This is a genomic window from Micromonospora sp. DT231, assembly GCF_049847025.1.
Taxonomy (GTDB): domain Bacteria; phylum Actinomycetota; class Actinomycetes; order Mycobacteriales; family Micromonosporaceae; genus Micromonospora.
The window spans coordinates 844,476-867,870 of sequence record NZ_JBNCNO010000001.1; the positions used below are offsets into that span (position 1 = coordinate 844,476).

24 protein-coding genes are annotated in these 23,395 nt (G+C 72.2%); 12 read left to right on the forward strand and 12 right to left on the reverse strand.

What is annotated here, in order from left to right:
* Positions 1-53: 53 nt before the first annotated feature.
* The 3 genes from ACPXBU_RS03740 to ACPXBU_RS03750 form a co-directional block, all read right to left on the reverse strand.
* The gene (locus ACPXBU_RS03740) at positions 54-299 is read right to left on the reverse strand and encodes a hypothetical protein (protein WP_393373414.1); all 246 of its coding nucleotides are present in this window, start codon (positions 297-299) and stop codon (positions 54-56) included.
* A 47-nt stretch (positions 300-346) separates the two neighbouring features.
* Positions 347-1,327 carry a LysR family transcriptional regulator gene (locus tag ACPXBU_RS03745; RefSeq protein WP_393373417.1) on the reverse strand — a complete coding sequence of 327 codons (981 nt, stop codon included), beginning with the start codon at positions 1,325-1,327 and terminating at the stop codon, positions 347-349.
* Positions 1,328-1,413: 86 nt separating this feature from the next.
* On the reverse strand, positions 1,414-2,022 hold the full coding sequence (locus ACPXBU_RS03750; RefSeq protein WP_425756407.1) for a hemerythrin domain-containing protein: 609 nt from the start codon (positions 2,020-2,022) through the stop codon (positions 1,414-1,416).
* Between the two features lie 183 nt (positions 2,023-2,205).
* Between ACPXBU_RS03750 and ACPXBU_RS03755 the strand changes: the two genes are divergently transcribed.
* Together ACPXBU_RS03755 and ACPXBU_RS03760 are read left to right on the forward strand one after the other, a co-directional pair.
* Positions 2,206-3,534: a M20/M25/M40 family metallo-hydrolase gene (locus tag ACPXBU_RS03755; protein WP_393373422.1), complete on the forward strand. Its 1,329-nt coding sequence runs from the start codon at positions 2,206-2,208 to the stop codon at positions 3,532-3,534.
* 57 nt (positions 3,535-3,591) lie between these two features.
* Positions 3,592-4,254 (forward strand): hypothetical protein, encoded by a 663-nt coding sequence (locus ACPXBU_RS03760; protein WP_393373425.1) that lies wholly within the window; start codon positions 3,592-3,594, stop codon positions 4,252-4,254.
* A gap of 47 nt (positions 4,255-4,301) precedes the next feature.
* Here ACPXBU_RS03760 and ACPXBU_RS03765 read toward each other — a convergent pair whose 3' ends face one another.
* From ACPXBU_RS03765 to ACPXBU_RS03775, 3 genes are all read right to left on the reverse strand, one after another.
* Positions 4,302-4,493 (reverse strand): DUF5703 family protein, encoded by a 192-nt coding sequence (locus ACPXBU_RS03765; protein WP_013734349.1) that lies wholly within the window; start codon positions 4,491-4,493, stop codon positions 4,302-4,304.
* Positions 4,494-4,639: 146 nt separating this feature from the next.
* Positions 4,640-5,395 (reverse strand): SseB family protein, encoded by a 756-nt coding sequence (locus ACPXBU_RS03770; RefSeq protein WP_425756410.1) that lies wholly within the window; start codon positions 5,393-5,395, stop codon positions 4,640-4,642.
* The gene (locus ACPXBU_RS03775) at positions 5,392-5,805 is read right to left on the reverse strand and encodes a YbaB/EbfC family nucleoid-associated protein (RefSeq protein ID WP_393373430.1); all 414 of its coding nucleotides are present in this window, start codon (positions 5,803-5,805) and stop codon (positions 5,392-5,394) included. Before ACPXBU_RS03775 ends, ACPXBU_RS03770 begins: the two co-directional genes overlap by 4 nt.
* Positions 5,806-5,898: 93 nt before the next feature.
* Between ACPXBU_RS03775 and ACPXBU_RS03780 the strand changes: the two genes are divergently transcribed.
* Genes ACPXBU_RS03780 through ACPXBU_RS03790 form a run of 3 tightly spaced genes read left to right on the forward strand, consistent with a single transcriptional unit; the run spans position 5,899 to position 8,207 of the window.
* Positions 5,899-6,231: a hypothetical protein gene (locus ACPXBU_RS03780; protein ID WP_393373433.1), complete on the forward strand. Its 333-nt coding sequence runs from the start codon at positions 5,899-5,901 to the stop codon at positions 6,229-6,231.
* Entirely contained in the window at positions 6,228-7,289 is a 1,062-nt protein-coding gene (locus tag ACPXBU_RS03785) for a WXG100 family type VII secretion target (protein WP_425756413.1), read from the forward strand. Before ACPXBU_RS03780 ends, ACPXBU_RS03785 begins: the two co-directional genes overlap by 4 nt.
* 12 nt (positions 7,290-7,301) lie before the next feature.
* Entirely contained in the window at positions 7,302-8,207 is a 906-nt protein-coding gene (locus ACPXBU_RS03790) for a hypothetical protein (RefSeq protein ID WP_425756415.1), read from the forward strand.
* A gap of 13 nt (positions 8,208-8,220) precedes the next feature.
* Here ACPXBU_RS03790 and ACPXBU_RS03795 read toward each other — a convergent pair whose 3' ends face one another.
* Complete coding sequence (locus ACPXBU_RS03795) at positions 8,221-9,192, reverse strand: aldo/keto reductase (protein ID WP_393373441.1); 972 nt, start codon at positions 9,190-9,192, stop codon at positions 8,221-8,223.
* Between the two features lie 186 nt (positions 9,193-9,378).
* On the opposite strand from ACPXBU_RS03795, the gene ACPXBU_RS03800 reads away from it, so the two are divergent.
* The 6 genes from ACPXBU_RS03800 (at position 9,379) to mshC (ending at position 14,973) form a co-directional block, all read left to right on the forward strand.
* Complete coding sequence (locus ACPXBU_RS03800; RefSeq protein ID WP_425756417.1) at positions 9,379-10,431, forward strand: LLM class F420-dependent oxidoreductase; 1,053 nt, start codon at positions 9,379-9,381, stop codon at positions 10,429-10,431.
* Positions 10,428-11,264 (forward strand): undecaprenyl-diphosphate phosphatase, encoded by an 837-nt coding sequence (locus ACPXBU_RS03805; protein ID WP_357254159.1) that lies wholly within the window; start codon positions 10,428-10,430, stop codon positions 11,262-11,264. Before ACPXBU_RS03800 ends, ACPXBU_RS03805 begins: the two co-directional genes overlap by 4 nt.
* A gap of 139 nt (positions 11,265-11,403) precedes the next feature.
* The gene (locus ACPXBU_RS03810) at positions 11,404-12,108 is read left to right on the forward strand and encodes an MSMEG_4193 family putative phosphomutase (protein ID WP_393373445.1); all 705 of its coding nucleotides are present in this window, start codon (positions 11,404-11,406) and stop codon (positions 12,106-12,108) included.
* A 157-nt stretch (positions 12,109-12,265) separates the two neighbouring features.
* On the forward strand, positions 12,266-12,853 hold the full coding sequence (locus tag ACPXBU_RS03815; protein ID WP_393373448.1) for a DUF3090 domain-containing protein: 588 nt from the start codon (positions 12,266-12,268) through the stop codon (positions 12,851-12,853).
* Positions 12,850-13,668: an SCO1664 family protein gene (locus ACPXBU_RS03820; protein ID WP_393373451.1), complete on the forward strand. Its 819-nt coding sequence runs from the start codon at positions 12,850-12,852 to the stop codon at positions 13,666-13,668. Before ACPXBU_RS03815 ends, ACPXBU_RS03820 begins: the two co-directional genes overlap by 4 nt.
* A 66-nt stretch (positions 13,669-13,734) precedes the next feature.
* On the forward strand, positions 13,735-14,973 hold the full coding sequence (gene mshC / locus ACPXBU_RS03825; protein WP_425756421.1) for a cysteine--1-D-myo-inosityl 2-amino-2-deoxy-alpha-D-glucopyranoside ligase: 1,239 nt from the start codon (positions 13,735-13,737) through the stop codon (positions 14,971-14,973).
* A 149-nt stretch (positions 14,974-15,122) separates the two neighbouring features.
* Here the strand turns inward: mshC and ACPXBU_RS03830 are convergent, their stop codons facing one another.
* From ACPXBU_RS03830 to ACPXBU_RS03850, 5 genes are all read right to left on the reverse strand, one after another.
* Positions 15,123-16,295: an alpha/beta hydrolase family protein gene (locus tag ACPXBU_RS03830; RefSeq protein ID WP_425756423.1), complete on the reverse strand. Its 1,173-nt coding sequence runs from the start codon at positions 16,293-16,295 to the stop codon at positions 15,123-15,125.
* Positions 16,296-16,545: 250 nt separating this feature from the next.
* The gene (locus tag ACPXBU_RS03835) at positions 16,546-16,878 is read right to left on the reverse strand and encodes a winged helix-turn-helix domain-containing protein (protein WP_393373459.1); all 333 of its coding nucleotides are present in this window, start codon (positions 16,876-16,878) and stop codon (positions 16,546-16,548) included.
* Positions 16,875-17,609 (reverse strand): hypothetical protein, encoded by a 735-nt coding sequence (locus ACPXBU_RS03840; protein WP_425756425.1) that lies wholly within the window; start codon positions 17,607-17,609, stop codon positions 16,875-16,877. The genes ACPXBU_RS03835 and ACPXBU_RS03840 overlap by 4 nt, the downstream gene beginning before the upstream one ends.
* Before the next feature lie 117 nt (positions 17,610-17,726).
* Complete coding sequence (locus ACPXBU_RS03845; protein ID WP_393373595.1) at positions 17,727-18,518, reverse strand: GntR family transcriptional regulator; 792 nt, start codon at positions 18,516-18,518, stop codon at positions 17,727-17,729.
* Between the two features lie 121 nt (positions 18,519-18,639).
* Positions 18,640-19,509: a PAC2 family protein gene (locus tag ACPXBU_RS03850; protein WP_357254177.1), complete on the reverse strand. Its 870-nt coding sequence runs from the start codon at positions 19,507-19,509 to the stop codon at positions 18,640-18,642.
* A 277-nt stretch (positions 19,510-19,786) separates the two neighbouring features.
* Between ACPXBU_RS03850 and metH the strand changes: the two genes are divergently transcribed.
* The gene (gene metH / locus ACPXBU_RS03855) at positions 19,787-23,287 is read left to right on the forward strand and encodes a methionine synthase (protein WP_425756701.1); all 3,501 of its coding nucleotides are present in this window, start codon (positions 19,787-19,789) and stop codon (positions 23,285-23,287) included.
* The last annotated feature ends 108 nt before the right edge of the window (positions 23,288-23,395 follow it).

Sequence of the window (23,395 nt, forward strand, 5' to 3'; positions counted from 1 at the left end):
GCCACGCGCGAACGGTGCCGTCCCGGACGGGGACGGCACCGTTCGCGTCTGCGCTACTGGCCCTGGTCCGGTTCCAGGCTGGCGATGGTCAGCCCCGCCGCGTCGGCGGCGGCGTCACGGTCGGCACGGGTCTGGTCCTCCCGGGTGAGCAGGTTGGCGTACTCGGTGACGGCGGCCGGGTCGGGCACCTCCGGCAGGCGGCGCAGGAACGCCTCCACCGCACGGGTGGCGGCGGTGTGCGCGGCGGCCGCCGCACGGAGCAACTCGCGGTCGTCGGCGGGCGGGTAGAGGTCGGTCATGTCCGCCAGATACCCGGCCAACGGCGGTTCGCACCGCCACCGGCCGGTTACCTCCCGCTCAGCCCGGTCGGCTGCCGGACGCCGAACGCCGGGTGGCGCAACAGCCAGTCCAGGTACGCGGGATGCGGCGCCAACGAGTCGACGTACGCCGCCTTCGCCGTCTGCACCATCAGGTCGGCCTCCCGGGCGGCGGGGGAGTCCGGGTGCCAGCCGAGAAGGAGCCGCCAGCGCAGCGGTATGCCGGCGAGGCGGCGGGTGACCAGACCGCCCACCGGACGGAACGTCGCCTGGCACAGGGCCACCGCCACGCCGGCCTCCACCAGGTCGACGCAGCCGCGGATGTCGGTCTCGTACACCTTGCGGGGGGTGAAACCGGCGCGGGCGCAGGCGGCGGCGAAGCAGTCGGCGAAGCAGCCGTCGCCCGGGGCGGCCACCCACTGCGCGTGTCGCAGGTCGGCCAGGCGCACCTCGTCCTGCGTCGCGAGGGGGTGAGTCTCGGGCAGCAGCACCAGCACCGGGTCGATGGCCACTTCCTGCCAGCTCAACCCGAACCCGGCCGACGGACTGGCGTCGCCGCACACCCCGGTGAGCGCGAAGTCCAGTCGCCCGCCCGCCACCAACTGCGCCAACTCGTCCACCGACCAGGAGGCGAGCGTGGTGATCTGGGCGGGCGGCTGCCGGGCCGCCAGGCGGTGCACCATCCGGCCCAGGATCGGGCTGTTCACCCCGCCGAACCGGTAGCACGGCGGCGCGTCGCCGGCCCCGGCCAACCGGGCCGCCTCGTCCTGCAACCCCTTCATCGCCGGCAGCAGCACCCGGGCCCGGGCCAGCACCAGCTCACCGAGAGCGGTGGGCCGGGCGCCGCGCCGGTCCCGGTCGAACAACGGGCCGCCCAGGGTCCGCTCGATGCGCTGGAGCTGGGCGGTCAGCGCCGGCTGCGCCAGGCCGAGCGCCGACGCCGCCTTCGTCACACTCCCCGTCTCCGCGATCGCGCAGACCACCCGCAGGTGACGCAGCTCCAGGTTCATACCGTGACGGTAGGACTACGCGTCGGCCGGCGGAATAGCCCGAGCGGATCGGTGATAATGAATGCACTTGGGATCGTCGCCGTCGGTCAGTCCCGCGGCGACTCCGGCAGGTCCGCCAGGTACGTCGGCCGGCGGGTCACCGCGTCGAGCATCTTGTCCACCACCCCGACCGCCGGCTCGACGATCCGGTTCCACGGAGGGGTCGCCGGGGTGCCCGGGTGCGGTCGGGTCGGTGCCGCCTCCTCGGCGATCTCCAACCGGTTACCCAGCCGGATCAGCTCCTCCTCGGTCGCGACCGCGCGCAGCTCGGTGACGAGCGCACCCACCCCGTCGACGTGCCGGCGGACCCGCTCGGCGACCTCGGTCAACGCCTCGTCGGTCAGGCCCTTCAGGGCGCTGAGCAGGCTGGCGTCGGCGCTGATCTCGGCGTCCACCCGCTCGCCGGCGGCCGGCAGTGCGGCGCGTACCGCCGGCAGCAGGTACTGCTCCTCGGCGGAGAGGTGCCGCGACAACGCGGCGGTGAGCACCGGGAACCCCTCCTGCGGCGTGGCGCCCGGGCCGGTCAGCTGGTCCAGCAGCGCCACCAGTTGACGGTGCTCCCGGTCGACGATGTCGGCGATGTTGCGGCCACCGGGTCGGTAGCCCTCCGCGGGCGCGGGTGCGGGCGGCAGCGGCGGCAGGGGAACGGCGGACATGGTGCCCTCCTCGACTGGCGGGCGGAAGCTCCGACAGGGATGTGCGGTCGTGGGCGGCGGTACCCGAACCCGGTCCCGGCGAAACCGGGCCCGTCGATGCGCCGGTCCCCGCGCACCGGTGCGCCGGCGCGTCCGTGCCGGTGCGCCGGCCGGCCGGCCGACGCCGACTGGTATGAAGAGGCGATGACGAGCGATGCGGCCTCCGCCCGACCCGACCCCAGCGCAGAGGTCGTGGACCTCTGCCGCGACCTGCTGCGCATCGACACCACGAACACCGGGGACAACGACACGAGCGTCGGCGAGCGCCGCGCCGCCGAGTACGTGGCGGAGAAGCTCGCCGAGGTGGGCGTGGAGTCCGTCCTGCACGAGTCCGCGCCGGGCCGGGCGAACGTGGTGGCCCGCATCCCCGGCACCGACCCGAGCCGGGGCGCGCTGCTGGTGCACGGCCACCTGGACGTGGTGCCCGCCGACGCCGACGAGTGGTCGGTGCACCCGTTCTCCGGCGAGCTGCGCGACGGTTACCTCTGGGGCCGCGGCGCGATCGACATGAAGGACTTCGACGCGATGGTGCTCGCCGTGGTGCGGCACTGGCAGCGCACCGGCGTACGGCCACCGCGCGACATCGTGCTCGCGTACACCGCCGACGAGGAGGCGGGCAGCGACTACGGCGCGCGGTTCCTGGTGGAGAACCACAGTGGCCTCTTCGACGGCTGCACGGAGGCGATCGGTGAGGTCGGCGGCTTCTCCTACTCGGTGAACGACAGCCAGCGGCTCTACCTCATCGAGACCGCCGAGAAGGGCATCGACTGGCTGCGACTGCACGCCAAGGGCCGCCCCGGGCACGGCTCGATGGTGCACGACGACAACGCGGTCACCGCGCTCGCCGAGGCGGTCGCCCGGATCGGCCGGCACCGCTTCCCGGTGGTGGTCACCGACACCGTGCGGGCCTTCCTGGAGGAGGTCTCCGACCTGCTCGGCGTCGAGCTGGACCCGGAGGACCCGGAGACGGCCATCGCCAAACTCGGCCCGATCGCCAACATCATCGGCGCGACCATCCGCAACACCGCCAACCCGACCCGACTCGACGCCGGTTACAAGGACAACGTCATCCCCGGCCGGGCCACCGCCACCATCGACTGCCGCAGCCTGCCCGGCCAGTCCGAGCTGCTGGAGCGGCAGCTGCGGGAGCTGGTCGGCCCGGACATCGCGATCGAGTACATCCAGCGGCAGCCGGCGCTGGAGACGACCTTCGACGGCGACCTGGTCGAGGCCATGTCGGCGGCGCTGCGCGCCGAGGACCCGGGGGCCCGACCGGTCCCGTACATGCTCTCCGGCGGCACCGACGCCAAGGCGTTCTCCCAGCTCGGCATCCGCTGCTTCGGTTTCGCGCCGCTGCGGCTGCCCGCCGACCTGAACTTCTCGGCGTTGTTCCACGGCATCGACGAGCGCGTTCCGGTCGACGGACTACAGTTCGGCGTGCGGGTTCTCGACCGGTTCCTCCGCACCTGCTAGCCGCGCCCGGCGCTGCATCCGGCGCGCGACCTCCCCAACGTGAAGGGACTGCCCCACATGACCGACCAGCACGGTGAGCTGGACGCCGCTCTCGAGCGGGTGATCGAAGCGGCCCGCCACCACCTGGCCGCCGTTCGCGCCGCGCAGGGCCGCGTCGACGACGACGACGTCTGGCAGGCGTACGTGGCGTTGAACAACGCCTCCTTCGCGTACGACGAGCGGTTGCTCGACGCCTTCGGCGAGGTGACGCCGTGGGATGTCGACTCGATCGACCCGGACGAGGCCGACGAGCGCTTCGGTGCTGGCGAGGGCGCCGAGGCCAGTGACCCGCACCCCCGGGTGATCTCGGTGCGCCAGCGTCGCGACTACCGGGTGCCGAGCGTCGCCGCGCTGCTGCGGGTGGCCGACGCGGCCCGTCGCGAGAGCACCCCGGAGGACGACGAGCCGGCGCCGGTGGAGGGCGTCGGCGAGGCGGTGTTGGAGCTGCTGCAGAGCGGCGACGGCTCGCTCGGCGCGCTGGACGTCCCGGAGTTGGAGCCCCTCGACGGGGTGGTGATGGTCAGCGAGGTGGGCACGCCCGTCGATCTGGAGTCGTTCGACGACGACGACGCGGTCGGCCCGTTCCAGCCGGCGGTCGACGACCGACTGGTCGGCCGACTCGACGAGCACCCGTTCCTGGAGCTCGACGACGACCACGACCACGCCGGGCACCAGCACTGAGGCCTGTGTGACGCCCGGGGCCCAGTGGGGCCCCGGGCGTACGGCCGTCAGTACGACAGGCCCGGCTGCGGCTGGTTGACCCGCCGCCGCCGCAGCACCACCTGCCGTGTGCCGTCGCGGTACAACCGCACCCGGGCCAACTCCCATCCGGAGAACTCCGCCTGGATCGCCAACTGCGCCGCGGCGGTCAACCGGTCGACGTTCGGCGGCAGCCGCAGCGGCGCGTACTCGTAGTCCATGCCTTCCATGCTGCCCAGCCCAGCGGCTGTTCGCCACCCCCTCTGGAGTGACCAACGACGCTGCCGTGGGCGGTTCGTCCCGCCCAGTGCCCGCCCACCCGCTCCCACGCCCACCCCGCCGGGCACCCCACCGCCCCGCCGGGGCGTCAGCCGGTGGGGACGTTCGCCGTCAGCAGTGCGGCCAGGGCGGGCGCGGCCAGGGCGACCCCCCGGGCGCTGCCCGGGTCGACCGCCAGCCCCCACGACGGGTCCGGCCAGTCCTCGAACAACTCGGCGCAGGGCAGCGCGACGAACGGCACCCCGGCCCCGGTGAACGCGGTGAGCGCCCGGGGCGAGGTGAAGACCGGCAGCAGCGGCGCGCCCGTCGCGTCGCCGACCACCGTCCAGGGGAAGTCGGAGTCCGGCTCCGGCTCCCCGGCCAGCGGGACACACACCGTGGCGCCGGCCAGCGCCCCGAGATAGCCGGGCAGGTCACGCCTGTCGACGGCCGCGGCGAGCGCCGCCACCACCGCCGGCTCCGCCACGGTGGGCCCGGGGGCGGACGGCGACACCGTCGGGCCCGGGCGGGCGACCGGCGGTACGACCCGACAGGAGAGCGCGCCGGGCTCGTCGGTCAGCAGCTCGGCAGCGGTACGGGTCACCAACACGCTGAGCCGCTCCACCTGCTCCGGAGTGCGCGCCGACTCGTACCACCAGCTCTCGTCACCGGTCGGGCGGTGCCAGCCGAGCGCGGCCAGGCGTGCCTCGTCGTGGCCCGGGCAGAGCGCCCGGACCACCTCGCGGCGTACCAGCAGCCGGATTCCGCGCGGGCCGGCGGACAGCTCCAGGTCGGTGTCCCGGTCGCAGCGGGCGACCGTGTCCCGCAGCCGCGCGACGATCTCCGGCCAGGTCGGCGAGCTCACGCCGGCGGCAGTCGGTCGGTGAGCCGCCCGAGCCGGGCGACGGTCTCCTCCAGACGCCCCAGCGCGGAGAAGTCGCCGGGCTTGCCGAACAGGTCGGTGAGGTCCGCCCCGATGGCGGCCTGCAACCCCTCGGCGTGGTCCTCGACGTGCTCGGTGGCGACCGTGCGGGCCTTGCGGTACGCGTCGAGCACCAGCTCCGCCAGCCCCTCGGTGCCGGCGCGCAGGGCGGCGGGCGCGAGGGTGAGGCCGGTCAGCGCGCCGGTGGCGTCGACTGTCGCCGAGACCAGCCCGCTGTCGTCGAGCGCGGTGCCGGACAGCTCGGCCAGGTCGTCGCCCAGGCCCGCGTACCGGCCTTCGATGTCGGCGATGCGCCCGGCGAGCGCGTCGAACGCCGACGTCGGGTCAGTCATGAGAATCCTCCCCCGTGGACCGTGCCACGGGGTGGTGCCCGGTGGCCCGGGAATCGTATCGTCGGTGCGCTCGACTCATGGGGGAGGAACGGCATGCCGCCGGATATCGATGTCGACGTGCAGGCGGTGCGTCGACTGCAGACAGTCGCCAAACAGGTCGCCAGCTCGCTCGCCGCGCTGGAGGGTCAGATCGTCTCGGCCGGCGACGTGCCGTCGGGCGCCTTCGGCCACCTGCCGTTCGCCAGCGACCTGCTCCGCGCGAAGTACGCCGAGCAGGTCACCGGCGGCCGCGAGCTGTTCGGCGCCGCGAACGCCGCGTTCGACCGGGTCACCACCGCGCTGGCCGACACGGCCGAGGCGTACGAGCGCAACGAGCAGGACCTCGACGCCGGATTCAAGGCCATCCAGTCGGGGCTGCCCGGATGAGCGGCCCCGCCGGCAGCGCCGTCGAGTTGTGGAACGGCCTCGACAGCGCGCTGTCCGGGGTGGAGGACGCCGTCAACAGCGTCTGCCGGACCCTCGCCTGGCCGCTCATCCAGCTCGTCGACCTGGTCGACGGTGAGCCCGAGATCCTGCGCGCGAAGGCCGCCGAGTGGGACGCGCTGGCCACCCAGGTGCGCGACCTGGCGCAGGGGCACCGCGGGGTCCGCGAGTCCGCGCAGCCCGGGTGGCGCTCACCCGCGGGCCTGGCGTACGGGCAGCGGCTGACCGAGGTCGAGCAGCAGATGCTCGACGTCGCCGACCAGTTCGCGGCGACCGCCGAGTACCTGCGGGGTGTCGCCGACGGCCTGCAGACGGTGCACGACGTGCTCGTCGACCTGTGCGTCGAGTTCGTGAACTGGATGCTGGTGACGCTCGTGACGGCGTTGCTGATGGCCCCGGTGACGATGGGGGCGTCCTGGGCGGTCGGCGTGGGCGTGACCGTGACCCGGGCCCTGACCGTGGCCACCCGGATGCTGAAGGTCATGCGGCCGCTGGCGGCGCACCTGCAGAAGGTCATCCGGCTGCTGCAGCGGGTCATGCTGTACCTGCGCAAGCTGCAGGCACACCTCGACAAGCTGGTCGCGATGCAGGGCAAGCTGCGCACCGGCAAGAAGTACGCCGACAAGCGGCACGCCGCCGGCAAGGCCGACAAGTGGTTCCACAAGCTCGTCGACCCCTCGAAGGGCACCTACAAGCTGGGCAAGTCCGGTTCCCCGTTCGACATGGGCGCCCTCGACCGGGCCGCCGCGCTGCGGACGCACGGCGTCACCGACGGTGCCCGGGTGATCGCCCGGGACTGGGCGACGAACCTGCCGTGGAACGTGCCGAACTCGGTCGTGCACGGCGTCACCTGGGGGACCGTCGCGTTGACGAGCGGGCTGTCCGTTCCCGGCAGCGACCAGGTCGGCGACCAGGTCGACAAGGCGGTGCAGGGCGGGGCGGACTGGATCGACCAGAATGTCTTCGGGCAACCGCCGGCGGGCCAGCCGGCGGGCCGCTAGGGAGGACGCGTGATGTCAGGAGAGCGAGGCCGGCTCGGTCGGTTCACCGACGCGGTGCTCGGTGGCGCGCGGGCCGCCCGGGACAAGGCCCGTGAGCTGCGCGACGAACTCCGCACCAGCGACGAGCCCGAACGCGCTCTCGTCGCGCCGCTGCTGCCCGGGCAGGAGCTGCGCTATGTGGGGCTCGGCCCGGTCCGCGTCCCGTCGACCCACAAGGCCGGTCGGCAGCTCGCCGGCGTGATGGCCGACGAGTTCGTCGACTCGCTCGACCCGAAGGTGCTGTTCGGGCTGCTCAACATCGTCAACCCGGTGGTGTGGGTGGACGCGGTGCTGACGCCGGTCCGGCTGGCCGCGGGCGTCCTGCTGCTGCCCGGCAAGGCCGCTGCCGTCGCCGCGGGGGTGCCGGAGGTGGCCGAACCGGAGCCGGGCCCACCACAGCAGCGGGCGCAGCGGGATCCCATCCCGCTCACCGAGGAGCAGGAGGCGTTCCGCGCCTTGTTCCGGCTCAGCCTGTACCGCCCGCTGGCCGAGCAGCTCGCCGAGATCGCCTACCGTCGCCGGTACGTCTTCAGCGGCGACCTCGCCACCCTCGCCGGCAGTCTGCTGCTCTTCCTGGAACGCTACAACGGCACCCCGCTGGCGGTGACCGACACCCACCTGCACCTGCTGCGGATGGGCCCCCGCCCGGACGCCGACGGACCCGACCGGCGGCAACCGCGGGTGCTGTGGAGTGTGCGCCGCGACCGGGTGGCCCGGGTCGACTCGGAGCGCGGGGCGACCGGGCTCGTGCAGCTGACCTCCACGATCGTCTTCGACGACGGCTCGTGGATCCGGCTCACCCAGCCCGCGGTGCGCGACGACCAGTCGCGCTTCCTGACCGCGATCCACGACCTCCCCGGGCAGCGCCCCCAGCCGTGACCCGGCCGGTGGCTCAGCCGTCGCGTTCGGGGTAGCCGAGCGGCACCGCCGAGACGTCGTCGAGCGCGGTGGTGATCTCCGTCGGCAGGGTGATCCGTTCCACTCCGAGCGCGCCCAGCAACTGCCCGACCGTCCGCGCGCCGAGGATCGGCGCGGTCACCCCCGGCCGGTCCCGGATCCAGGCCAACGCCACCTCCAGCGGCGACACGCCCAGGCCGCCGGCCGCGGTGGCCACCGCCTCCACGATGCTGGAACAGCGCGGCTCCAGGTACGTCGAGACGAACCGCTCGAAGTGCGGCGACGCGGCTCGGGAGTCCGCCGGGCGGCCGTGCCGGTACTTGCCGGTGAGCACGCCCCGGCCCAGCGGCGACCAGGGCAGCAGGCCGAGGCCGAGCGCGTCGCACGCGGGCAGCACCTCCCGCTCCACGCCCCGTTCCAGCAGCGAGTACTCCACCTGGGTGGCGACCACCGGCGCCCGCCCCGGCCAGGCGGTCTGCCAGGCGGCGGCCCGCGCGGTCTGCCAGCCGGAGAAGTTCGACACCCCGACGTAGCGCACCTTGCCGCTGGCCACCGCGTGGTCCAACGCCGCGAGGGTCTCCTCCAGGGGGGTGTCCGGGTCGTACCCGTGCACCTGGAACAGGTCGACGTGGTCGGTGCCGAGCCGGCGCAGCGACGCGTCCAACGTCCGCAGCAGGTGCCCCCGGGAACCGTCGCGGCGTCGGCCGCTGCCCGGCCGCAACCCCGCCTTCGTGGCGATCAGCAGCTCGTCGCGGGGCACGAGGGAGCCCAGCAGCGAGCCGATCACCGACTCGGCGTCGCCGTCGCCGTACACGTCGGCGGTGTCGATCAGGTTGCCCCCCGCGTCCAGGTAACTCTTCAGCTGGGCGGCCGCGTCGTCGGCGTCGGTGTCCCGGCCCCAGGTCATGGTGCCGAGCGCGAGCCGGGAAACCGCCAGCCCGCTTCGGCCGAGCGGTCGCTGTTGCATGGGTGAACCTTATTTCGAACCTGCCGCCACGGATATCCTCGCTCCCGTATCTCTGCCGGTTCTGCCGGTTCCGCCGCCCTGGGCTGCCCCGATGGAGGGGGGAGCAAAGGGGTCGAGCCGGTGATCGAGTCCGTTATCGGCATTGCGTAACCTGGTGCGACCTGTGCCACGGATGGGGGAGGACCAGTGCGACTCGGGCTCAGTCTCGGATACCAGACGGCGTGGAGCACACCGGCCGACCACCTGGCCCTCGCCCAGGAGGCGGACCGGCTGGGCTACTCGGTGGTGTGGGCGGCGGAGGCCTACGGCTCCGACTCGCCCAGCATGCTCGCCTGGATGGCGGGCCAGACCGAACGGATCGACGTCGGCGCCGCGGTGATGCAGATCCCCGCCCGTACGCCGGCCGCCACCGCCATGACCGCCGCGACCATCGACGCGCTCTCCGGCGGGCGGTTCCGCCTCGGCCTGGGCGTCTCCGGCCCGCAGGTCTCCGAGGGCTGGCACGGTGTGCGGTTCGCCAAGCCCCTCGCCCGGACCCGCGAGTTCGTCGACATCGTGAAGTTGGCCATCGCCCGCAAGGAGGTGGCGTACGACGGGCAGCACTACACGCTGCCGCTGCCGGACGGCCCCGGCAAGGCGCTGCGACTGGGCTTCCACCCACCACGCGAGCACATACCGATCTACCTGGCCGCGGTCGGTCCGAAGAACCTGGAGCTGGCCGGCGAGATCGCCGACGGCTGGCTGGCCGTGTTCTACGCCCCGGAGTTCGCCGAGGAGCAGCTCGCCTCGGTCCGGGCCGGGCGGGCCAAGGTCGGCAAGGACCTGGCCGGGTTCGACGTGGTGCCCTCGGTGCCGGTGGTGATCGGCGACGACGTGGCCTCCTGCGCCGAGTTGGTGCGCTGGTACGCGGCGCTGTACGTGGGCGGCATGGGCAGCCGGGAGCAGAACTTCTACAACCAGCTCGCCACCCGGATGGGGTACGGCGACGCCGCCCGCGAGGTGCAGGAGCTGTACCTGGCCAAGCGGCAGCGCGACGCCGCCGCTGCCGTACCCATGGAGTTCATCGACCGCACCTCACTGCTCGGCCCGAAGGAGCGCATCGCCGAGCGGATGCGGGAGTACGCTGCCGCCGGCGTCACCACGCTGTCGGTGACCCTGTTCGTGGCCGACCGGGACAGCGGTGTGCAGACCCTGCGTACCGTCGCCGAGGCACTTGATCTGTCGGGAGTCGGCGAGTGACCTGGGTTGAGGCAATCGTCCTGGGCATCGTCCAGGGACTGACCGAGTTTCTGCCGGTCAGCTCGTCGGGGCATCTGCGGATCACCTCGGCGATCTTCTTCGACCGCGACGCCGGCGCGTCGTTCACCGCGGTCACCCAGCTCGGCACCGAAGCGGCCGTGCTGATCTACTTCGCCAAGGACATCTGGCGGATCACCCGTACCTGGCTGGTCGGCATCCGGGACACGTCGGTCCGGTCCAGCCTCGACTACCGGATGGGCTGGTACGTGATCGTCGGCTCGATTCCGATCGGGCTGTTCGGTTTCCTGTTCAAGGACCAGATCAAGACCGCCGGTCGCAATCTCTGGGTCGTGGCGACCACGCTCATCGTGTTCGCCTTCGTGCTGGCGTTCGCGGAGTACTGGGGGCGGCAGACCCGCACCCTGGAGAACTTCCGGATGAAGGACGGCATCGTCATGGGCTTCGCCCAGGCCATGGCGCTGGTCCCCGGGGTGTCCCGCTCCGGCGGCACGCTCACCGCCGGCCTGCTGCTCAACCTCACCCGGGAGGCGGCGGCCCGGTACTCGTTCCTGCTGGCCATCCCGGCGGTGGTGATGTCCGGCGTGTTCAGCCTCGGGGACGTCTTCGAGCCGTCCGCCCCGGGCACCTCCGTGCCCACGGTGGCCCAGACGATCGTGGCCACCCTCATCGCCTTCGGCATCGGGTACGCGGCCATCGCCTGGTTGCTGCGCTACGTCGCCCACCACACCCTGTACGTCTTCGTGCTGTACCGGGTCGCGTTGGGCACGCTGGTCCTGGCGCTGCTGTTGACCGGCGCGATCGACGCCACCTGACCGACCCGTCGACGGCCCCCGGTCCTGCCTTCGGGCGGGGCCGGGGGCCGCTGTCGTCCTCCCCGCCCGCCGCCCACCCGGGTGGTGCCTCCGCGGCCCGCGACGGCCCGGCACGGGACCCAGGTCATAGGGTGGTCCCGTGGCGACCCTTCTGCTTCTGCGACACGGCCGAACCACGGCGAACGCCGACGGCGGCCTCGCCGGCCGGCAACCGGTCGAGCTGGACGACACCGGACGCGCCCAGGCCACCGCGGTCGGCGAGCGGCTGCGGGCGGTGCCGCTGGCCGCCGTGGTGACCAGCCCGCTGATCCGGTGCCGGCAGACCCTGGAGTTGGCGCTCCCGCAGGCCGCCCCGGTGGTCGAGGACGGGCTGATCGAGTGCGACTACGGCAGTTGGGAGGGGCAGCCGCTGAAGAAGCTCGCCAAGGAGCCGCTCTGGCCGGTCGTCCAGCAGCACCCCAGCGCGGCGGTCTTCCCGGGTGGGGAGGCGATGGCGGCGATGGCGGCGCGTGCCGTGGCGGCGGTGCGCGCCTGGGACGCCCGGGTGAGCGCCGAACACGGGCCGGAGGCGGTCTGGCTGGCGTGTAGCCACGGCGACGTGATCAAGGCCATCGTGGCGGACGCGCTCGGCGTACACCTGGATGCCTTTCAGCGGATCGTGGCCGACCCCGCGTCGGTGACGGCGATCCGGTTCACGCCGCTGCGTCCGTTTCTGGTGCGCCTCAACGACACCGGCGGCGACCTGGCGGCGCTGGTGCCGCCGCCGGCCAAGCGGCGTCGGCGCGCGAACCGCGTGGCCGACTCGGACGCGGCCGTCGGCGGTGGGGCGGGTGGGTCGCGGTGAGGCGCGTCACGACACCGCCCCCGATCGGGGCGTCAGCGCACGCCGCAGAGGCCGCCACGCCCGGTAATCACCCCTGCTCCGCCGGGCGCGGCGTGCCTCGGGCGATTCGGGTCGGTGGGGTGCGCGGTGCCATGGCGGGCCGGATAGGGTCGTGGGTATGACCCACCAGGTGCACGCCTTCGAACCGCCGGAGCGGTTCGTCGCCGGGACTGTCGGGCCGCCGGGGGAGCGCGCGTTCTTCCTGCAGGCCCGCGGCGGCGGCAGGCTGGTCAGCGTCGCGCTGGAAAAGGTTCAGGTGTCCCTGCTCGCCGAAAAGCTGGAGGAGCTGCTCACCGAGGCGCAGCGTCGCTTCGGGGTGGACCTGCCCGAGCTGGCGCCGGTGATCGGCGACAACGAGCCACTGGACACGCCCGTCGACGAGGAGTTCCGGGTCGGGACCCTCGGGTTGGCCTTCGACGTGGACACCGCGACCGTGGTGATCGAGGCGATCGCGGCGGGCGAGGTGGAGCCCGAGGTCGAGCTGGACGACGAGGACGACGAGGACCCCGACGACGATGTCGAGGACGACGAGCCGGACGAGGACCTCGACCGTCTCCGGGTCCGACTCACCCCGCAGGCGACCCGCCAGTTCATCGAGCGGGCCCGGCGAGTGGTCAACGCGGGTAGGCCTCCGTGCCCGCTCTGCGGCCAACCGTTGGACCCCGCCGGGCACCTCTGCCCGCGGCACAACGGTTATCACCGGTGACCTCGTCCGGCATCCAGCCTCGCCAGGACGGCGACGCGGCGCTGCGGCTGCTGCGAGACGGCACGCTCGACCTGGAGGGTCGGCTTGTCGACGCGTCGAACACCACGTTGCGCGGCATCCTGACCCTGGACGGGGCCACCGCCCGCTGCGTCTACAAACCGGTCCGGGGTGAGCGTCCGCTCTGGGACTTCCCCGACGGCACCCTGGCCGGCCGGGAGGTCTCGGCGTACCTGGTCTCCCGGGCCACCGGCTGGGGCCTGGTGCCGCCCACGGTGTTGCGCGACGGCCCGTTCGGCCCCGGCTCCTGCCAGCTCTGGATCGACGAGCCGGAGGACGCCGAGCCGCTTGTGGGCTTCCTGCCCGCCGACGAGCTGCCGCCACGCTGGTTCCCGATCGCCGCGGCCCGCGACGACGACGGCGCCGCCTACGCGCTCGCCCACGCCGACGACCCACGGCTGGCCCGTCTCGCGGTGCTCGACGCGGTGCTCAACAACGCCGACCGTAAGGGCGGCCACGTGCTGGTCGGCGCCGACGACCGGATCTACGGGGTGGATCACGGGGTGAGCTTCCACGTGGAGGACAAGCTGCGTACGGTGCTCTGGGGCTGGGCCGGCAAGCAGTTGCCCCCGGATGCCGTGGAGATGCTCGACGGGCTCGCCGGGCAGGTCGCCGGGGCGCTCGGCGCGGAGCTGGCCGACCACCTCACCATCACCGAGGTGACCGAGGTGGCCTCCCGGATCGACAGGTTGCGCGAGACCGGCCGCTTCCCGCAGCCACCGGAGGACTGGCCGGCGATCCCCTGGCCGCCAATGTGAAACGTTGTCATCTTGATCACCCGTGGGGCGCTCCGACGTGGTCGTCTGGCTGGCTAGGCTGATCCCATGGAGTCTTGGGCGGGACACGAGGTGCCACGGCTGCCGGGCAGGGGCGAGCCGCTGGCGTTGTACGACTCGGCACGGCAGGGTGTCCACCCGAGCGAGCCGGCCGACGCGGGCAGCATGTACGTCTGCGGCATCACCCCGTACGACGCCACCCACCTCGGTCACGCCGCCACCATGATGACCTTCGACCTGGTGCAGCGGATGTGGCGGGACGCCGGCCGTCCGGTGCGCTACGTGCAGAACGTCACCGACATCGACGACCCGCTGCTGGAGCGGGCCGCCCGCGACGGCGAGGACTGGGTGGTCCTGGCGATGCGCGAGACGGCGCTGTTCCGGGAGGACATGGAGGCGCTGCGGATCATCCCGCCGGCGCACTACGTGGGTGCCGTCGAGTCGATCCCGGACATCGCCGACAAGGTCGAGGTGCTGGTCAAGGACGGTGCCGCGTACCGGCTCGACGACGGCACCGGCGACGTCTACTTCGACATCTCCGCCACCGGCCGGTTCGGCTACGAATCCAACCTGACCCGCGAGCAGATGCTGGAGATCTTCCCGGAACGCGGCGGTGACCCGGACCGGGCCGGCAAGCGCGACCCGCTCGACCCGCTGCTGTGGCGCGGCGCCCGCGAGGGCGAGCCGTCCTGGCCGGGCGGCGAGCTGGGTCCGGGCCGTCCGGGCTGGCACATCGAGTGCGCGGTGATCGCGCTGAACCTGCTCGGCGACCGGATCGACGTGCAGGGCGGCGGCAACGACCTGCTGTTCCCGCACCACGAGGCGTCCGCCGCGCACGCCGAGCGGCTCACCGGTCAGGCGCCGTTCGCCACGCACTACATGCACGCCGGGATGATCGGCCTCAACGGCGAGAAGATGTCCAAGTCCCGCGGCAACCTGGTCTTCGTGTCCCGGCTGCGCGCCGACAAGGTCGACCCGATGGCGATCCGGCTGGCGCTGATCTCCGGGCACTACCGCAGCGACCGCACCTGGACCGACGAGCTGCTCACGGCCGCGCAGGAGCGCCTGGCCCGCTGGCGTCGGGCCGCCGCCGCGCCCGCCGGGCCGTCCGGGGCCGAGCTGCTGGCCGGGGTACGCGAGCGCCTGGCCGACGACCTGGACACCCCGGGCGCCCTGGCGGTCGCCGACCGCTGGGCCGACGCCACCCTGGCCGGCGCCACGGATGACCCCGAGGCTCCCGCCCTCTTCGCGAAGACGGTGGACGCCCTCCTGGGCATCCGCCTCTAGCCCAGCCCTCCCGGCGGACGGCCGCACGCCACACGCCGCGCGTCCCGTGCGTGCCGCCCCGGGCGGGTGATCGACTCGGTTTCCGGGATGCCGCGGTGTCCCGACGGGTGCGACGCACCGACTTCCAGGAAGCCGAGTCGATCACCGCGTCACGGAATGAACGTCACCTCCGGGAAGGACCGGCTCGGGCCGCTCAACAGGTGGCCGCCCCGGTGCCGGAGGTGCAGGTCGAAGAACGCCAGCGGGTACGCCTGCCCGATGCGGACCGCGCGGGCGGGGTCGAGGGTGCCGACCAAGCCGGCGAGTTCCTCGTCGCTCATCCCGATGATCCGCGCCAGTTGCGGCAGGAGCCACTGGTTGTCGCCGTACGACGAGTGGACCGCTCCGGTGGCCTGGATGTCGAGCCGCCATCCGCGCAGGTGCGTGAAGAACTCGGCGACGGCGGGCTCCGCGGCCCGGGTGAGCTCCGCCGTCATCAGCATGAACGGCCGGTACAGGTCGGTGGCGGGCAGCGGCTGCGACACCATCGGGCCGTCCAGGCTCAGCCCCGCGCGGATCCGCCGGTCGGTGCCCATGGTCAGAGCCGTCGCGGTACCGCCCTTCGACCAGCCGAACATGCCGATCCGGCTCAGGTCGAGGGCGGCGCCCAGCCCGGCCGGCAGCGGAGTGTGGTCCACGTCGGGGTTGCGCCCGTCGGCGAGGTCGGCGATCTGGTCGAGGACGAATCGGACGTCGCGGGTGTAGGTCCACGGGGTGGAATCAACGTTGTCCTCCCGGACGGTGACCCGGCCGTCGGGGAACTCGCTCAACCCGTCGTACGTGTGGTCCACCGTGACGACCACGTAGCCGTGGCTGGCCAGTTCCTGCACCACGATTGTGGTGTCCGAACGGTGGCTGCCGGCGCCGTGCGAGTACACCACCACAGGCAACCGCCGGCCCGAATGCCGTACGGGTGCACCCTCGTGCCCGGCCGTCAGGGGCGCCAGCGCGGCGTCGGGTGCGAACCCGGCGGAGTCCAGCAGCGCGCGCATCGACGCGGGGGTCATCCAGGGGGCACGCGGGTACCGGCGCACGTCTCGGGCGGGATACCAGACGCTGACCATCAGCTCCCGGTACCGGCCCGGGCCGGCCAGCGGATCCGGCTGCGAACGGTCGACCAGGTGCAGCGACACCGTTCCCACGCGGTACGGCCCGGTCGGCTGGGGCAGAGTGAGCCGGACCAGACCCGGATCGGCGGTGGCTGCGGTGGCCCGGCCGGCGATGCCCAGCGGCAGGCTGACCCCGGTCGCCAGCGCCGCTCCGACGAGGCCGCGGCGCGTCATTCCCCGTCCACCCATTGGCTGCACGGTTTTCATTTGTCCTCCCCTGGGTTTCTCGACGCCGCAACGGAGCGCTCCGGCCATCGATACAATCGCAGTGTATACACTGAGGGTGTAGTTGCGGCGGCGTCAGCGCTCTTCGATGAGTAAGACATCAGTGCTCCGATGGTGGAGACACCGGGCCTGCCCGTGGCCGGGCGGACGGACCCGTGCGGCACCGGATCCGGTCCGCGCACGTCGGCTGGCCGTCGGGTCACCGGTCGGCGGTCGGCGCCGTCTCCGCTTGTTCGACCTGATGAATGAGTTGCTTGAGGTGGGCGATCTCATCGCGCAGGGCTGCCTGACCGGCAGCGGTGAGAGTTACCCAGGTGCGTGGGCGCTTGCCCTCGTAGCCCTTCTCGATCTCAATCAGCTCGGCCTTTTCCAGGACGGTCAGGTGCTGCCCGAGGTTGCCGGCGGTCAGCTGCAGGGTGGTGCGCAGGAAGCCGAACTCGACCTGGCGGGCCTCGTGCGCGATGGCCAGGATTCCCAGTCGGACGCGCTGGTGGACCACGTCGTCGAGGCCGTTGGTGGGATGGTCGGTCATCGCCCCGGAACCTCGGTGGTCGGCCGCATCAGGGCGAAGGCGGCACTGCCGAGCAGCAGCAGCGCCGCCGGGACGAGCAGGTACGGCAGGAAGAACCACGGCGAGGTCGAGTGGATGACCTGGCCGCCCTGCACCAGCACGATCGCCAGGTAGACGAGGCTGTACGCCAGCAGCGCCCAGTTGTGTTCGACCCACGCGAGCACCAGCAGCGCCAGCGCGATGACCGCTATGGGACTGGCCAGCCCGTTGATGAGCCACGCCGCCGGCCCGACCTCGATCTCGACCGGGTCGGTGGAAAAGGGGTCGGCGGGGACGGGGATGATCGGGTGGAACGTCAGCCAGATCGACACGGCTGCCATCAGAACGGCCAACGCGACGCCGACGACGACGTAGGGGCGGATCGGGGTGCCCACGCCACGCCGTCGGGACTGCCTGACGTAGAAGCCCGCGATCGCCGCGTAGGCGAGCACCAGCGCGGCCGTCCAGTACCCGAGCTGCGCGGGGTTGGGAGCCGTGCAGACCGTGTGCTGCGGGCGGGATCGGCAGGTGTCGAAGAGGTCGACGTAGGGGGCGTACCGGTAGACGGGTATCGCGACCAGGGTGATCACCGCGAAGACCAGCAGTGGAAACCAGGTGCCGCGCTGGGCGACACGGACCTGGTGTGTCAGGTCGCGCACGGCCGCCAACAGCTCGTGAGGCCCGTCCGCCTGGGAAGCGGATTCGTGTGTCATGCAGTCAGCTTTGCATTACAGACCTATCCGCGCAAGAGAGTTAGTCGCCCTCAATCGCGTCGTGGCCCTGGACGTGGCCACGCGCCATGCCCGGCGGACATGATCGGCGAGCCGGACCTAGCCCAGGACCAGGCCGGGGTCCGGGTCCTGCTCGGGGGTCGGGGCGGGGATCTTGTACTCCTCGGTGAGGGTGGTCATCGGGCCGGGCCAGGTGGCCTGGGCTACCTCGATGGGCTTGCGGCGGGCGTCGTACGCGACGTGCAGCAGGTGCAGCACCGGGGTGTCCGGCCGGATCTGGAGCGTCTCGGCCTCCTCCCGGCTGGGCTGGCGGGCGCTTATCGTGTCGGTGGCCGACACGTAGCGCCGCCCGGTGACCTCCTCGGCCTCCTGGTAGAGAGGGCGGCCGAACGCCTCGGCGCGCTCCAGCGAGGTGCCCGCCGTGTCGGTGGGCAGGAACCAGGAGGCGCCCACCTCGACGGGGGAGTCGTCGGTGCGGACGAGGTGTCGGCGGCAGAGCAGGTCGGTGCCGTCGGGCACGCCGAACGCGTCGGCGACCTCGGCGGGGGCGGGGGCGCGACCGACCGAGACGAGTTGCTGACGGTAGCGGGCGGCCAGATCGGTGTGGTAGCCGCGGAAGCCGCCGTACCGGCCTCGGGAGAGGCGGTTGAGTCGGCGTCGGGTGCCCCGGACGTACGTACCGGAGCCGGGTTTGGTGATCAGGATGCCCTCGACCCGCAGCTGGTCGACGGCGCGTTGCACGGTCTGCTTGGCGACGCCGAACATCTCCGCGATGGCCGGGATGGACGGCAGCCGCTCGCCGGGCCCCCAGTCGCCGCGGCGCACCTGGGCCTTGAGCTGCGCGGCGATCTGTCGGTGTGGGAACTCGGCGGCCCCGGGATTGATCTGCACACCCGCCTCCTTGATCACATCTAGGTTCCTAGGATGCCTTAGAGGGTGTGCCGGCGCTACCCCGGACACGCGAAAACGGGCCCCCGGACCACGAAGGTCCGAGGGCCCGCGATGAGCAGTGCTACCAGGAGCCGGCGGTGGGGCCCGCCGAACCGCCCCGGCGGCGCAGGTACTTCTCGAACTCCTGAGCGATCTCGTCACCGGTCAGCGGGGTGATGCCCTCGTCGCCGACCCGTTCCTCCAGCTCACGGACGTACTCGCCCAGCTCGGCGTCCTGCTCGGCGGCGCTACGGACGCGCTGCTCCCACTCGGCGGACTCCTCGGCCAGGTCGGCCATCGGCACCGGCAGGTCGACGACCTCCTCCACCCGGTGCAGCAGGGCGAGGGTGGCCTTCGGGCAGGGCGGGTTGTTGGCGTAGTGCGGCACGTGCACCCAGAACGAGACGGCGTCCACGTCGGCGCGGGTGCACGCGTCGTGCAGCACGCCGACGATGCCGGTCGGCCCGTCGTAGCGGGTGGGGGTGAGCTGGTAGCGCTCGGCGGCCTGCGCGTCGGAGGCGCTGCCGCTGATCGGCAGCGGCCGCGTGTACGGAACGTCGGCCAGCAACGCGCCGAGCAGCACCACCCGTTCCACCTCGAGGCTGTGGCAGATCTCCAGCACCTGCTCGCAGAACGTGCGCCAGCGCATGCTCGGCTCGATGCCGCGGATCAGCACCACGTCACGGTCGGTGCCCTCCGGGCTGGCCACCATGAACCGGGTCGTCGGCCACTCCACCCGGCGGGTCTCCCCGTCGGCCATCGTGATGGTGGGCCGGCTGACCTGGAAGTCGTAGAAGTCCTCCGGATCCAACTCGGCGATCTGCCGGGCGTTCCAGACCTGCTCGAGGTGCTCCACGGCGGCGGTGGACGCGTCGGCGGCGTCATTCCAGCCCTCGAACGCGGCGATGGCCACCGGGGACCGCAGCACCGGCAGTCCGTCGAACTCGGTCACGCCGTCACCTCACCCTGCTCGTCGCGGCCGGCGCCGGGATGGCGCCCGGTCGTCGTACCGTCGTGCACGGCGGCGTCCCTGTTGTCCTTCACGTCCGTCAGCCTACGTCCCGGGCGGAGGTACGGCCTGTCGGCCGCGCCGGTCGGCCGCTTCCAGGCCCGGTCATACACGAACGGACCGGACAGCGTGATCCCGCTGACACAATGTGGGATCGGGTGTCGAGGGCCGATGAGCCGGGCGGGAGCCGCACTAACCTGGACAGGTGCGGAATTCGTTGATGGATGCGCTGGCCGACCGGATTCTCATCGCCGACGGGGCGATGGGCACGATGTTGCACGCCGCGGACCTCACACTCGACGACTTCGACGGCCTCGAGGGGTGCAACGAGATCCTCAACGTCACCCGGCCGGACGTGGTGCGCGGGGTGCACGACGCCTACCTGGCCGCCGGCGCGGACTGCGTGGAGACCAACACCTTCGGCGCCAACCTCGCCAACCTCGGTGAGTACGACATTCCGCAGCGCATCCGGGAGCTGTCCGAGGCGGGCGCGCGCATCGCCCGGGAGGCCGCCGACGCGGCCAGCACCCCGCAGCGCCCCCGCTTCGTGCTCGGCTCGATCGGGCCCGGCACCAAACTTCCCACCCTCGGGCACGCCGCGTACGCGACCCTGCGCGACGCGTACCAGGAGAACGCCGCCGGTCTGATCGTCGGTGGCGCGGACGCGTTGATCATCGAGACCTGCCAGGACCTGCTGCAGGTCAAGGCGGCGGTGGTCGGGTCGAAGCGGGCGATGGCCGAGCTGGGCCAGTCGGTGCCGATCATCTGTAACGTGGCCGTGGAGACCACCGGCACCATGCTGGTCGGCAGCGAGATCGGTGCGGCCCTGGCGGCGATCGAGCCGCTCGGGGTCGATCTGATCGGGCTCAACTGCTCCACCGGCCCGGCCGAGATGAGCGAGCACCTGCGCTACCTGTCGCAGCACTCCCGCATCCCGCTGTCGGTGATGCCGAACGCCGGCCTGCCGGTGCTGACCGCCGACGGGGCGTACTTCCCGCTGACTCCCGTGGAGCTGGTCGAGGCCCTGGAACGGTTCATCACCGACTACGGCGTGGGTCTGATCGGCGGCTGCTGCGGCACCACCCCGGAGCACATCCGGGTGCTGTCCGAGCGGCTGCACGGGGTCGCCGCCCCGGCCCGTGAGCCGCGGCACGAGGCGGGCGTCTCCTCGGTCTACCACCCGGTGCCGTTCGCCCAGGACGCGTCGGTGCTGATGGTGGGGGAGCGGACCAACGCCAACGGCTCGAAGGCGTTCCGGGAGGCGATGCTCGCCGGCGACTGGCGGGCCTGTGTGGAGATCGCCCGCAGTCAGGCCCGGGACGGCTCGCACCTGCTCGACCTGTGCGTGGACTACGTGGGCCGCGACGGCACGCAGGACATGCGCGAGCTGGCCGGCCGGTTCGCCACCGCGTCCACCCTGCCGATCATGTTGGACTCCACCGAGCCGAACGTGGTGGAGGCCGGCTTGGAGATGCTCGGCGGTCGCTGCGTGGTCAACTCGGTGAACTTCGAGGACGGTGACGGCCCCGAGTCCCGGTACGCGCGGGTGATGCCTATCGTCCGTGAGCACGGCGCGGCGGTGGTGGCGCTGCTCATCGACGAGGAGGGCCAGGCCCGTACCCAGGAGTGGAAGGTCCGGGTCGCGGCGCGGTTGATCGACGACCTGACCGGCCGCTGGGGCGTGGACCGCTCCGACATCCTGATCGACGCGCTGACCTTCCCGATCGCCACCGGCCAGGAGGAGACCCGCCGCGACGGCATCGAGACGATCGAGGCGATCCGGGAGATCTCCCGCCGCTACCCGGGTGTCAATTTCACCCTGGGCATCTCGAACATCTCGTTCGGGCTCAACCCGGCGGCCCGGCAGGTGCTCAACTCGGTGTTCCTGCACGAGTGTGTGCAGGCCGGTTTGACCTCGGCGATCGTGCACGCCAGCAAGATCCTGCCGATGTCGAAGATCCCCGACGAGCAGCGCGAGGTCGCCCTGGACCTGGTGTACGACAGGCGTCGCGAGGGCTACGACCCGGTGCAACGTTTCCTGGAGCTCTTCGAGGGTGTCGACGTGACAAGCGCCCGGGCCAGCCGGGCCCAGGAGTTGGCGGCGCTGCCGCTGGACGAGCGGCTCAAGCGGCGGATCGTCGACGGTGAGCGCAACGGCCTGGAGGCCGACCTGGACGAGGCGATGGCCGGCGGCCGGTCCCCGTTGTCGATCATCAACGACATCCTGCTGGACGGCATGAAGGTGGTCGGCGAGCTGTTCGGCTCCGGCCAGATGCAGTTGCCGTTCGTGCTCCAGTCCGCCGAGGTGATGAAGACCGCGGTGGCCTACCTGGAACCGCACATGGAGGCGGTCGAGGACGGCGGCAAGGGCCGCATCGTGCTCGCCACCGTGCGCGGCGACGTGCACGACATCGGCAAGAACCTGGTCGACATCATCCTGTCCAACAACGGCTACGAGGTCGTCAACATCGGCATCAAGCAGCCGATCAGCGCCATCCTGGACGCCGCCGAGCAGCACCGCGCCGACGCGATCGGCATGTCCGGGCTGCTGGTGAAGAGCACCGTCATCATGAAGGAAAACCTGGCCGAGATGGCCACCCGCGGGGTCGCGGAGCGCTGGCCGGTCCTGCTGGGCGGGGCTGCGCTGACCCGCGCGTACGTCGAGGACGACCTGCGGTCGATGTTCCCCGGCCAGGTGCACTACGCGCGGGACGCCTTCGAGGGGCTGTCCCTGATGGACAAGGTGATGACCGCGAAGCGCGGTGGCGCGCCGGTGATCGACCCGGAGCGGGAGGCTGCCCTGGCGGCGCGGCGGGCCCGCCGGGAACGGCAGCGGTCCATGGTGACCGAGTCCCTGCCGGAGCTGCACGACTCCTCGATCCGCTCCAACGTGGCCGTGGACGTGCCCGTGCCCACCCCGCCGTTCTTCGGCACCCGGGTCGTCAAGGGCGTGCCGATGGCCGAGTACGCGGCGTTGCTCGACGAGCGGGCCACGTTCCGCGGGCAGTGGGGGTTGAACGGCGCCCGCGGCGGCAACGGTCCGTCCTACGAGGAGCTGGTGGAGACCGAAGGTCGGCCGCGTCTGCGCTACTGGCTGGACCGGCTGATCGCCGACCAGGTCCTTGAGGCAGCCGTGGTGTACGGCTACTTTCCCGCGTACTCCGAAGGCAATGACCTGGTGGTGCTCGACGAGAACGGGCACGCGGAGCGCGCCCGGTTCTCGTTCCCCCGGCAGCGGCAGGAGCGGCGGCTCTGCCTGGCGGACTTCTTCAAGCCCAAGGGCGACCAGCTCGACGTGGTCGCGCTGCAACTGGTCACCGTCGGGCAACCCGTGAGCGAGTACGCGGCGAAGCTGTTCGCCCGCAACGAATACCGCGACTACCTGGAGGTGCACGGGTTGTCCGTGCAGCTCACCGAGGCGCTCGCCGAGTACTGGCACCGGCGCATCCGGGCCGAGTTGACGCTGCCCGACGGCCGTCCGCTGAGCAACGACGACCCCGCGGACCTGGCCGGGATCCTGCGCAACGACTACCGGGGCTGCCGGTACGCGTTCGGCTACCCGGCCTGCCCGGATCTGGAGGACCGGGCGAAGATCGTGGACCTGCTCGGGTCGGAGCGGATCGGCGTGGAGTTGTCCGAGGAGTTCCAGTTGATGCCGGAGCAGGCCACCGACGCGATCGTGGTCCACCACCCGGAAGCGAGCTACTTCAACGCCAAGTAGGCCCGGGTGACCCGGTCAGCTGGCTGCTCAACCTCACCGATGGCAAGTCCGGCTGAATCACCCTGGTTCGTTCCGCTCTCCCGCGCGGGCCGGGGCGGCGTCGGCGAT

Bases quoted from the DNA above. Each gene is read 5' to 3' on its own strand.
- ACPXBU_RS03815 (WP_393373448.1), top strand. From the start codon at position 12,266: ATGACCCACCAGGTGCACGCCTTCGAACCGCCGGAGCGGTTCGTCGCC.
- ACPXBU_RS03795 (WP_393373441.1), bottom strand. From the start codon at position 9,192: ATGCAACAGCGACCGCTCGGCCGAAGCGGGCTGGCGGTTTCCCGGCTC.
- ACPXBU_RS03760 (WP_393373425.1), top strand. From the start codon at position 3,592: ATGACCGACCAGCACGGTGAGCTGGACGCCGCTCTCGAGCGGGTGATC.
- ACPXBU_RS03750 (WP_425756407.1), bottom strand. From the start codon at position 2,022: ATGTCCGCCGTTCCCCTGCCGCCGCTGCCGCCCGCACCCGCGCCCGCG.
- ACPXBU_RS03785 (WP_425756413.1), top strand. From the start codon at position 6,228: ATGAGCGGCCCCGCCGGCAGCGCCGTCGAGTTGTGGAACGGCCTCGAC.
- ACPXBU_RS03835 (WP_393373459.1), bottom strand. From the start codon at position 16,878: ATGACCGACCATCCCACCAACGGCCTCGACGACGTGGTCCACCAGCGC.
- ACPXBU_RS03765 (WP_013734349.1), bottom strand. From the start codon at position 4,493: ATGGACTACGAGTACGCGCCGCTGCGGCTGCCGCCGAACGTCGACCGG.
- metH (WP_425756701.1), top strand. From the start codon at position 19,787: ATGGATGCGCTGGCCGACCGGATTCTCATCGCCGACGGGGCGATGGGC.
- mshC (WP_425756421.1), top strand. From the start codon at position 13,735: ATGGAGTCTTGGGCGGGACACGAGGTGCCACGGCTGCCGGGCAGGGGC.
- ACPXBU_RS03775 (WP_393373430.1), bottom strand. From the start codon at position 5,805: ATGACTGACCCGACGTCGGCGTTCGACGCGCTCGCCGGGCGCATCGCC.
- ACPXBU_RS03830 (WP_425756423.1), bottom strand. From the start codon at position 16,295: ATGACGCGCCGCGGCCTCGTCGGAGCGGCGCTGGCGACCGGGGTCAGC.
- ACPXBU_RS03840 (WP_425756425.1), bottom strand. From the start codon at position 17,609: ATGACACACGAATCCGCTTCCCAGGCGGACGGGCCTCACGAGCTGTTG.
- ACPXBU_RS03745 (WP_393373417.1), bottom strand. From the start codon at position 1,327: ATGAACCTGGAGCTGCGTCACCTGCGGGTGGTCTGCGCGATCGCGGAG.
- ACPXBU_RS03755 (WP_393373422.1), top strand. From the start codon at position 2,206: ATGACGAGCGATGCGGCCTCCGCCCGACCCGACCCCAGCGCAGAGGTC.
- ACPXBU_RS03790 (WP_425756415.1), top strand. From the start codon at position 7,302: ATGTCAGGAGAGCGAGGCCGGCTCGGTCGGTTCACCGACGCGGTGCTC.
- ACPXBU_RS03780 (WP_393373433.1), top strand. From the start codon at position 5,899: ATGCCGCCGGATATCGATGTCGACGTGCAGGCGGTGCGTCGACTGCAG.
- ACPXBU_RS03740 (WP_393373414.1), bottom strand. From the start codon at position 299: ATGACCGACCTCTACCCGCCCGCCGACGACCGCGAGTTGCTCCGTGCG.